At 72.3% G+C, this 9,795-nt stretch carries 10 protein-coding genes and 1 pseudogene; all 11 read right to left on the bottom strand.

Annotated elements, in window-relative coordinates; genetic code table 11:
* Nucleotides 1-200, bottom strand: a 200-nt coding sequence (locus ACIF8S_RS33290) for a flavodoxin-dependent (E)-4-hydroxy-3-methylbut-2-enyl-diphosphate synthase (RefSeq protein WP_400004263.1), incomplete at its 3' end; no start/stop codon positions are given.
* A gap of 5 nt (nucleotides 201-205) precedes the next feature.
* Nucleotides 206-1,228 (bottom strand): adenosyl-hopene transferase HpnH, encoded by a 1,023-nt coding sequence (gene hpnH / locus ACIF8S_RS33285; protein ID WP_024888636.1) that lies wholly within the window; start codon nucleotides 1,226-1,228, stop codon nucleotides 206-208.
* A 5-nt stretch (nucleotides 1,229-1,233) separates the two neighbouring features.
* Complete coding sequence (locus ACIF8S_RS33280; RefSeq protein ID WP_400004262.1) at nucleotides 1,234-1,875, bottom strand: 1-hydroxy-2-methyl-2-butenyl 4-diphosphate reductase; 642 nt, start codon at nucleotides 1,873-1,875, stop codon at nucleotides 1,234-1,236.
* A complete protein-coding gene (gene shc, locus ACIF8S_RS33275; protein ID WP_400004260.1) occupies nucleotides 1,875-3,914 on the bottom strand; it encodes a squalene--hopene cyclase in 2,040 nt (679 codons plus the stop codon). Before shc ends, ACIF8S_RS33280 begins: the two co-directional genes overlap by 1 nt.
* Nucleotides 3,915-4,031: 117 nt before the next feature.
* Nucleotides 4,032-5,096, bottom strand: coding sequence for a polyprenyl synthetase family protein (locus tag ACIF8S_RS33270; RefSeq protein ID WP_400004266.1), 1,065 nt, complete (start codon nucleotides 5,094-5,096; stop codon nucleotides 4,032-4,034).
* Nucleotides 5,097-5,167: 71 nt separating this feature from the next.
* Nucleotides 5,168-6,595, bottom strand: coding sequence for a hydroxysqualene dehydroxylase HpnE (gene hpnE, locus ACIF8S_RS33265; RefSeq protein ID WP_400004258.1), 1,428 nt, complete (start codon nucleotides 6,593-6,595; stop codon nucleotides 5,168-5,170).
* Complete coding sequence (locus ACIF8S_RS33260) at nucleotides 6,592-6,714, bottom strand: DUF6380 family protein (protein WP_400004256.1); 123 nt, start codon at nucleotides 6,712-6,714, stop codon at nucleotides 6,592-6,594. Before ACIF8S_RS33260 ends, hpnE begins: the two co-directional genes overlap by 4 nt.
* Nucleotides 6,714-7,664, bottom strand: coding sequence for a presqualene diphosphate synthase HpnD (gene hpnD, locus ACIF8S_RS33255; RefSeq protein ID WP_349791960.1), 951 nt, complete (start codon nucleotides 7,662-7,664; stop codon nucleotides 6,714-6,716). Before hpnD ends, ACIF8S_RS33260 begins: the two co-directional genes overlap by 1 nt.
* Nucleotides 7,661-8,569, bottom strand: a complete 909-nt coding sequence (gene hpnC / locus ACIF8S_RS33250) for a squalene synthase HpnC (RefSeq protein WP_400004265.1) — start codon at nucleotides 8,567-8,569, stop codon at nucleotides 7,661-7,663. Before hpnC ends, hpnD begins: the two co-directional genes overlap by 4 nt.
* Before the next feature lie 360 nt (nucleotides 8,570-8,929).
* Nucleotides 8,930-9,709 carry an ABC transporter ATP-binding protein gene (locus tag ACIF8S_RS33245; protein WP_400004254.1) on the bottom strand — a complete coding sequence of 260 codons (780 nt, stop codon included), beginning with the start codon at nucleotides 9,707-9,709 and terminating at the stop codon, nucleotides 8,930-8,932.
* Nucleotides 9,702-9,795 (bottom strand): annotated as a pseudogene (locus ACIF8S_RS33240) (ABC transporter permease); the annotation flags it as partial. The pseudogene ACIF8S_RS33240 and the gene ACIF8S_RS33245, both read right to left, overlap by 8 nt.

Genomic DNA, 9,795 nt, shown 5'->3' with positions numbered 1-9,795 from the left:
TGGCAGCCCGACGCCGTCAGCTCCGCGATCTGCTGCAGCGTCGCGCCGATGTCCGACGTCCGCGTCGTCGTCATCGACTGCACCGACACCGGGGCATCCCCGCCCACCGCCACCGATCCGACCTGGATCCGCCGGCTCTTCCGGCGCACGGCGAGCGGGCGCAGCGGCACCTCGGGGAGGCCCAGGGAGACTGCGGTCATCTGCTTCACTCCCGGTTCGACGAGACGGTCTCGCGCATCGCGCGCAGGGACTCCTTGAGGGACCCCATGGTGGCGAGGACGGCGGTGGGCTCGTAACCGCAGTGCGCCATGCAGTTGGCGCAGCGCGGGTCCTTGCCTCGGCCGTACTGGTCCCAGTCGGTGTCCTCGATCAGCTCCCGGTACGTCGGCACGTAGCCGTCGCTCATCAGGTAGCAGGGGCGCTGCCAGCCGAAGAGCGAGTAGTTGGGGATCGCCCACGCGGTGCACGGGAAGTCGACCTTGCCCTCGAGGAAGTCGAGGAACAAGGGTGAGTGGTTCAGCCGCCAGCGGCGCCGGTTTCCGCCCGCGAAGGCCTTCTTGAACAGCTCCCGGGTCTGCTCCACGCCCAGGAAGTGCTCCTGGTCGGGGGCCTTCTCGTAGGCGTAGGCGGGCGAGATCATCATCTCGTCGACCTTGAGGTCGTCGTTGAGGAAGTTGAGCACCTCGACGATGGTCTGCGGGGTGTCGGTGTTGAAGAAGGTCGAGTTGGTGGTGACGCGGAAGCCGCGCCGCTTGGCCTCCTTGATGGCCTCCACCGCCTCGTCGAACACGCCCTCCTTGGCGACGGACTCGTCGTGCCGCTCCCGCAGCCCGTCGATGTGCACCGCGAACGCGAAGTACGGCGACGGGGTGAACTTGTCCATCTTCTTGCGCATCAGCAGCGCGTTGGTGCACAGGAAGACGTACTTGCGGCGGGCCACCAGCTGCCGCACGATCTCGTCGATCTGAGGGTGCATCAGGGGTTCGCCGCCGGCGATGGACACCATCGGCGCCCCGGACTCCAGGACCGCGCCGACGGCCTGCGCGACGGGCATGCGCTGCTTGAGCACGCCGGCCGGGTGCTGGATCTTGCCGCAGCCCTCGCACTTGAGGTTGCAGGCGAAGAGCGGTTCCAGCTCCACGATGAGCGGGAACTTGTCCCGCCTGCGGAGCTTCTGTTCGGCCAAGTATGTAGCGACCTTGATGGACTGACGCAGCGGCATGGCCATCTGGCTCACCTCCTGGGGAGCAGCAAGGAACGGTGCCATTCATAGAAAGCCGGTAGTACGGAACGAAGGACACGGAAAGCTGATATTCCACCGCGGACCGTGCCGATGCGGACGAGTTCGTGTTCAGGAGCGTCCACGACCACCCGGACGGCCGCAACCGGGCGCTCGGCCACCCGGACGGCGCTCAGGAGCGTGGCGGCCGATTCCATGTCGACCGCGATCGCGCCGGTCGCGAGCAGGTCGGACCGTTCGTGGCCGCGGACGACGTGGTCGGAGCCGGTGAGCGGTCCGGTGTGCACGATGCGCCCGGGCACCGCGCGCACCAGTTCCTTCACCAGCAGTTCGGTGCCCACGCAGCTGACGTTGCCGCGCGGGTCACGGGTCTCCTCGGCGACCACCAGGTCGCCGGGGTGCATGCCGGGGGCGAGGCCCGCGCAGAAGCCGGTGGCGAGGACGGCCGCCCCGCTCAGGGCCGGGTCGCCGAGGACCCTGGTGACGGACCGCTCGGCCGCCGCCGGCCCCATGCCCGTGCGCAGTACGGTGACCGGCCCGCCCGGGGTGGAGCGCTCCCGCCTGCGCAGCGCGACGTGTTCGATGCCGAGCGCGCAGGCGATCAGCAGCGGGGCGGAGGCGGGCCGGTTGCTCATCAGCTGCCCTTCGCCTCGGCGAGCGCCTGCCCGGCGGCGGCCGTCGCCTCGGCCGGCTTCTTGGTGAAGGGCTCCCCGTGGACGTACCGGCCGAGTGCGGTGAGCGGGAAGACCTGCCGGTAGAGGTGGTAGTTGATGGAGAAGTCCCAGGGGAAGCCGGTGCCGGTGAAGTAGGGCTCGTCCCAGGAGCCGTCCTCCCGCTGGGTGGCCGCGAGCCACGCGATGCCGCGTTCGACGGCGGTGGAGTCCCGCTCCCCCGCCGCCAGCAGCGCCATCAGCGCCCAGGCGGTCTGTGAGGCGGTGGAGGCGCCCCGGCCGCTCCACTCCTTGCTGTAGCGGTAGGAGCGCAGGTCCTCGCCCCAGCCGCCGTCCTCGTTCTGCACCTTCTCCAGCCAGGCCACGGCCCGCCGGATCGCCGGATGGGACGTCGGAATGCCGGCCGCGGTCAGGGCGGGGACCACGGACCCGGTGCCGTAGACGTAGTTGACGCCCCAGCGCCCGAACCACGAGCCGTCCGGCTCCTGTTCGGCGAGCAGCCATGCGACGCCGCGCCGGGTGCGCGGGTCGTGGGCCAGTCCCTCGACGGCGAGCATCTCCACGACGTGCGCGGTGACGTCGGCCGACGGCGGGTCGATGACCTCGCCGAAGTCGCAGAACGGCAGCCGGTTGGGGAAGCGGCTGGTGTTGTCGGCGTCGAAGGCGCCCCACGCCCCGTCGCGGGACTGCATGCCCAGGTTCCAGCGCACCCCGCGGCCGACGGCGCTGTCCACCCGGTCCGGGTCGTGGTGCTTGACCCGGCGCAGCGCGAGGACCACCTCGGCGGTGTCGTCGATGTCGGGGTAGTTGTCGTTGTGGAACTCGAACGCCCAGCCGCCCGGCGGCAGATGGGGCCGGCGCACGGACCAGTCGCCGGGCCGTACCACCTGTTCGCCGAGCATCCAGTCGGCGGCCTTGACCAGTCGCGGGTGGTCGGCGGGCAGACCCGCGTCGGCCAGCGCGATGGTGGCCAGGCAGGTGTCCCACACCGGGGACTGGCAGGCCTCGATCATCCGGGCGCCGTCCTCACGCCACACGGCGAACCGGTCCAGGGACTCCAGCCCCGCCCGCATCACCGGGTGGTTGAGGTCGTAGCCGAGCAGGTGCAGGGCGATGACCGAGTACACGGCCGGGGGCTGGATGCCGCCCCAGCAGCCGTCGTTCTCCTGCCGCTCGATGATCCAGCGGGCGGCGGTGTTCATGGCCGCCCCGCGCAGCCGGCGCGGGATCGCCCGGCGCAGGGCGTGCAGGCCCTTGTCCAGCCGCTGGAAGGCGCCGTCCCAGGTGTTCGCCGGGGCCAACGGCCGGGGAGGGTTGGGCCGGGCGGGGTCGGTGTGCAGCTCGTCCAGCGGGAACGGGGCGGGACGCACCGGCCGCTTGGCGGAGACGATGGTGAGCGGCACGATGGTCTGCCGCGCCCAGCACCCGAAGTCGTAGATGTTGAGCGGCACCCAGGTCGGGAACCAGATCAGCTCGGGCGGCAGTTCGGGCAGGTCCTCCCACTTCCACCAGCCGAACAGGGCGAGCCAGATGCGGGTGAAGACGCGGGAGGCGGCGATGCCGCCCCGCTCGCGCACCCAGGCGGAGGCCTTCGCCATGTGCGGGGCGTCCGGGGCGTCGCCGGCCAGGCGGAGCGCGACGTACGCCTCGACGGTGGCGGAGAGGTCGCCGGGGCCGCCGTGGAAGGTGGCCCAGGTGCCGTCCTCGCGCTGTTCCCCGCGGATGAACAGGGCGGCGGCGCGGGTGGTGTCCTCGTCGCGGATGCCGAGGAACTGACGCAGCAGCAGGTCCTCGGCATCCATCGTGACGTTCGTCTCGAGGTCGCCCTTCCACCAGCCTTCGTCGTGCTGACGGGACAGCAGGAAGTCGGTGGCGCGCCGCATGGCGCGGGCGGCTCTGTCGGGAACCCCGGCCGCCTCGGGGATGTCGGTGTCGTTTTCGCTGGCCGCGGCCACACGGGTCGGCGAGGCCGCCCCGGTGCTTCCGTCGGTCGTCGCTGTCATGGCTTCCCCTTCGTGCAGTCCTGCAAATGGTGCGTCTGCTGTGGGTCCGCCGTCGGCCGGTGGGTACTCCCGTACCACCGGCCGGCGACTACGCGAGGGCTATTCGACCGATAGTGATCATCTCTTTCGTACGACGACGAAGTCCGCGAGCGCCGTGAACTGCTCCCGCACCCGGTCGGGCATGTCCACGGTGTCCAGGGCTCCGATGGCGATGGTGTGCTGACGTCGTGCCTCCTCGGCGGTCCACTCGCGACCGCCGGCCTCCTCGATGAGGGCGGCACGGGCCGCGAACTCCTCCTCGGAGAAGTTCGCGAAGTCACTGCTCTTGGCGTCCGCGGCAAGGATCTCGCCGAGCCGTGCGGCGGCCGGGCCGTCCGCGGCGAGGGCGGCCACGACCGGGAGGGACTTCTTGCGCTGCCGCAGGTCGCTCCAGGTCTGCTTGCCGGTGGACCCCGGGTCGCCCCAGATGCCGAGGAGGTCGTCGACCGCCTGGAACGCGAGGCCCAGGTGGTGGCCGTACCTCTCCAGCGCGTCCGCGGTGCGGTCGTCGGCGCCGCCGAGCACCGCGCCGATGGAGCTGGCGCAGGCGAGCAGGGCGCCGGTCTTGTTGCCCTCCATCTCCAGGCACTCCTCGACGCTGACGCGGTCGCGGTGCTCGTAGGAGATGTCCTGGGCCTGACCGTCGATCAGTGCGCGGCTGGCCCGGGTGAGGCGGCGTGTGGCCCGGCCGGCCTCGACGGTGCCGAGCTCCAGCAGCACCTCGTTGGCCAGGGCGAACAGGGCGTCGCCGACCAGGATGGCCTGGGCGGGGCCGTGCACCTTCCAGACGGTGTCGCGGTGCCGGCGCTGTTCGTCGCCGTCCATCAGGTCGTCGTGCAGCAGCGAGAAGTTGTGGACCAGTTCGACGGCGACCGCGCCGGGCACGCCGGTCTCCGGGGCGGCGCCGGTGACCTCGGCGGACAGCACGGCGAGGGCGGGACGCACGGCCTTGCCGCCGTCGCCGTCCGCGGGGCGGCCCTGGGCGTCGATCCAGCCGAAGTGGTAGGCGGCGACCGTGTCCATGGGAGGTGCCAGGCGGTCGACGGCCGCCCGCAGTACCGGCGTGGCCAGGGTCCGCCCGCGCTCCAGGAGCGCGGACACGTCCACCGCGGTCCTTCGAGCGGCCTGCGGGGCCGGGGGCACAGTGGGCACAGTCTCTCCTCTTGTTGCGGTACCGGGGGTGCGGGGACCTGCCGCGCCGCTTCGCTGCAGCATCAGGCCGCCTCCTCGAAGGCGAAGAGGTGACGCGGGCGGGGCCGGCCGAGGGCGCCCAGCGCGGCGTCCGCCGCGCCGACGCCGCTGCGGACCGCACTCTCCATGGTCGCGGGCCACCCGGTGGCGGTCCACGCTCCGGCCAGGTACAGGCCGGGTGCCTTGGTGCGGGCGCCGGGCCTGAGGCGTCCGACGCCGGGGGCGGGAGCGAAGGTGGCGGTGCGCTCCCGGGTGACGAAGAAGTCCTCGACCCGGGCGTCGCGGGTGTGCGGCAGCAGCCGCTCCAGTTCGGGCAGGTACCGCTCGCGCAGGGCGGCGACGGGCGCGTCGATGTCGTCCTGGGCGACCGACTGGGACAGCGCCAGGTACTGGCCGCGCCGCAGGCCGGAGGCGTCGGTGCGGTCGAAGACCCACTGCACGGGGGTGCCGAGCGCGGCGAAGAAGGGCCGGGCGAGCACCTTGCGGTCGTAGACGACGTGGACGTTGAGGATCGGGGCGGTGCCGATGTCGAGCAGCCGTTCGGGGTGGTCGAGCGCGCCGGCGGGGAGCAGGTCGTGCGCCTCGCGCTGCGGTACGGCGAGGACCACGGCGTCGGCCTGGATCGTCTCGCCGGGGGTCTCGACCGTCCAGTTCCCGTCGGCTTCGGAGCGGACGGAGGTGACGCGGGTGCGGACCTCGGTGCGCACGCCCGCGGAGTCCAGCGCCTCGCGGGCGAGCCGGTCGTGCAGGTCGCCCAGCGGCACCCGGGCCCAGCCGATGTCGGCCGCGCCGGGGTCGGAGAGCAGACCGGTCTTGAACACCATCGCGGCGAGCGCCAGCGACGAGTCGCCCGCGACCGCGTTGAGGGTGGCGACCCCGACCAGGTCCCACAGGGCCTCGACGGCGCGCGGCGACTGGCCGTGGCCGGCCAGCCAGCTGCCGAAGTCCTTCTCGTCCAGGGCGGGGTCGGTGAGGTCGAGGCCCTTCAGCGCGAGCGCCGCCCGGCCCACCCGGGCCCGGTCGGCGAGCGACAGGTGCGGGTACGCGGCGAGGCTGCGCCCCAGGTGCAGCGGTACGGGCAGCGGGTCGCGCCGCAGCCGGCCCAGCCGGCGCCCCTCGGGCCGGTCGGCGTCGACCACGGGCACGTCGAGGCGGTCCTGCAGGGGTGCCAGGTCCGCGCCACCGATCCGGTCGAGGAACCAGCGGTAGGCGGTGCAGCAGCGCAGGTACACGTGCTGGCCGTTGTCGACGGTCAGCTCGCCGCGCCGGAAGGAGAAGGCGAGTCCGCCCAGCCGGGGCCGGCCCTCCAGGAGGGTGACGCGCACCCCGGCGTCGGCGAGGGCGAGGGCCGCGGTGGTGCCGGCCAGCCCGCCGCCGACCACGACGGCATGGCGTCCCGGCGGGACCGGGCCGTCCGTGCGGGGCCCCTCGGAGCGTGCGCCGTGGCTCATGCGTCCTCCCCTGCCCGACGGGGTCGCGCGAACGGTGCGCGGCCGGCCGTCTCGGTGAGGGACGCGGCGGCGCGGCGGAGGGTTGCCCGCCGCTTTCCGTCCGGGTACGCGGTGTCCATCAGGCACGCCTCCCGACGGTACGCCGGGTGACGTGGCGGGTGTCCAGACCGGAGAGGCCGCGCACCGCCACGTAGGCCTTCTCGCGGCCGGGCAGGGAGACCCGGCCGCGCAGCACGGCCTCGGGGTCGCGCTCGATGCGGTCGAGGAGCCGGCGGTAGATGCCGGCCATGGCGGCGACGCAGGCGCCGCTGCGCCGGTCGAGCATGGGGAGCAGGCGGTAGCCCTCGGCGAAAAGGGCACGTGCCCTGCGCACTTCGAAATGCACCAGGCCCGCGAAATCGGAGCCCGCGGGCGGGGTCGGCGCGTCGAACCCGGCGGAACAGCCGAACTTGGCGAGGTCGTCGGCGGGCAGGTAGGTGCGCCCGCCCTCGGCGTCCTCGCGGACGTCGCGCAGGATGTTGGTGAGCTGCAGCGCCAGACCGAGCGTATCGGCGTACTCGGAGGCGCGTTCCACGCCGCGCGCGCCGGGTTCGGTGCCGAACACGCCGAGGGAGAGCCGTCCGATGGCGCCGGCGACGCAGCGGCAGTAGACCTTCAGGTCGTCCCAGGTCTCGTACGTCTCGCCGCGCACGTCCATCTGGACGCCGTCGATGAGTTCGTCCAGGCCGCCGAGCGGGATCGGGAAGTGCGTGGCGGCGTGGGCGAGGGCGACCGCGACCGGGTCGGTGTCGTCCTCGTCGACCTCGCCGTCCCGGACGCGGGCGAGCAGCGCGCGGGTGTCCTCCAGCCGGGCGACCTTGACGTCGTCGGCGAGCGAACCGTCGCCGATGTCGTCGACCCGCCGGGAGAACGCGTACAGCGCCGACATCGCACGCCGCTTGGGCGTCGGCAGCAACCGGATGCCGTAGGCGAAGTTGCGTGCCTGCTGGCCGGTGACGGTCTCGCAGTAGCTGTAGGCGGCGAGTACCGGTGCGGACGCGGATGGTTGTGACTCCACGGTCCGGATCACCCCTTTCCTCGCAGAGTCACGCCCGCCTCGCGCAACAGCTGCGTCTTGCCGGGCTTGGGCGGGCCGGGAAGTACGTCGTATTCGGCTGCGGCGATCGCGCGGACGGCCGCCCTTCCTCCCGCCACGAATCCCGCGAGCAGCAGGCGGAGCCTGCCCCGGACGCTGCTCACCAGGGGTGCGCCTTCGTCCAGCAGGTCCCGGGCGCGCTCCGCCTGGTACGCGACGAGGGCGCGCACCGATGCGCCGGCGGTGGGTGCGGCGAGGTCCGCCTCGGTGACATGAAAGAGCTTCATGTCCGCGGCGGGCAGGTAGATGCGGTCGCGGCCGAGGTCCTCGGCGACGTCCTGGAGGTGCTCGACGATCTGCAGGGCCGTGCAGACGGCGTCGGAGCGGCGGATGCGCTCCGGGGTGGCGGTCCCGGTGACGGCGAGCACCAGCCGGCCGACCGGGTTGGCCGACAGCTCGCAGTAGGCGAGCAGGTCGTCGTAGGTCTCGTAGCGCTTGACGAGCTGGTCCTGGCGGTTGGCGGCGATCAGGCCGAGGAACGGCTCCGGGGTCAGCGCGCGCAGCCGGACCGTCGGCTCCAGCCGGAGCAGCAGGGGGTGACGGGGGCGCGGGCCGTCCGGGTCGAACACCCGGTGAAGGTCGGCTTCCAGTGCGTCCAGCAGGGCGAGGCGGTCGTCGGCCCGGTCGGCGGGGACGCCGAGGGCGCGGGCGTCGTCGCCGCCGGGGGCCAGGTCGCCGTCGCCGATGTCGTCGACCAGACGGGCGAAGCCGTACACGGCCATGAGGTCGGCGCGCCAGGCCTTGGGCAGGAAGAAGGGGGCCACCGGGAAGTTCTCGGCGGCGGCCTTGTCGAGTGTCGCCCGCTCCATGGCGGCGGGGCGTGCGCCGGCCGCCGTCATCGCGGACTGCCCGGGAAGAGGACGGCGCATGCTGAGTTCAGCCGGGGAGTCTCCGAAGCCATTGCCGTCACATCTCCCGTTCTACACTGCTGACCCAATTCACACTATTTCGGACACGCCGCCCAGGCGTCCACCCGACGGCACCGATGAATGGTGTCGGGCATTATGGCCCTGATTGCCGCCTTTCGGGACCGGTCCAGCTTACGTTGTACAACGCGCCTTGCCTCGCCGGGGGTCTGCCGGGCACCACCACAGCACACCGATCGGCGTCAAGATTCCTTCTCGCACAAGGAGTTGACGCATCTTTTGCACACGCCGGGCCCCGCCGGACCGTTCCCGGCGGGGCCTTGGACGGGCGGGTCACTTACCCGTGAACTTCTCGTACTCCCGCAGCACCTCGTCGGTCGGGCCGTCCATGCGCAGCTCGCCGCGCTCCAGCCACAGCACCCGGTCGCAGGTGTCACGGATGGACTTGTTGTTGTGGCTGACCAGGAAGACCGTGCCGGCCTCCTTGCGCAGCTCACGGATGCGCGCCTCGGACCGCTTCTGGAACTTGCGGTCACCCGTCGCCAGCGCCTCGTCGATCATCAGGACGTCGTGGTCCTTGGCTGCGGCGATGGAGAAGCGCAGGCGGGCCGCCATGCCGGAGGAGTAGGTGCGCATCGGCAGGGTGATGAAGTCACCCTTCTCGTTGATCCCGGAGAAGTCGACGATCTCCTGGTAGCGCGCCTTGATCTCCTCGCGGGACATGCCCATCGCGAGACCGCCGAGGATGATGTTCCGCTCGCCGGTGAGGTCGTTCATCAGGGCCGCGTTGACGCCGAGCAGGGACGGCTGGCCGTCGGTGTACACCTTGCCGCTCTCGGCGGGCAGCAGCCCGGCGACGGCCCGCAGCAGGGTGGACTTGCCGGAGCCGTTGGAACCGATCAGGCCGATGGCCTCGCCCCGGTAGGCCACGAACGACACCCCGCGCACGGCGTGCACCTTGCGCACGCCCCGCTCCTCGCCGCGCTTGAGGATCCGGCTGAGCGCCGCCGTGGCGCTGCCCTTCCCGCCCCGGGCGCCGTTGACCCGGTAGACGATGTGCAGGTCGTCCGCGATGACGGTGGGCACCCGCGCACCCGTCTTGTCGTCAGCCACGGCCGTACCTCTCCTCTGCCTTCCAGAAGTAGACGAAGCCGACCACGGCGGCCAGCACCGCCCAGCCCAGCGCGAACGCCCAGATG

It is taken from the genome of Streptomyces sp. NPDC085937, assembly GCF_044540535.1.
Classification (GTDB): Bacteria; Actinomycetota; Actinomycetes; order Streptomycetales; family Streptomycetaceae; genus Streptomyces.
The sequence above is the reverse complement of the archived record's forward strand: the minus strand, read 5'-3'. Positions and strand labels throughout refer to the sequence as shown.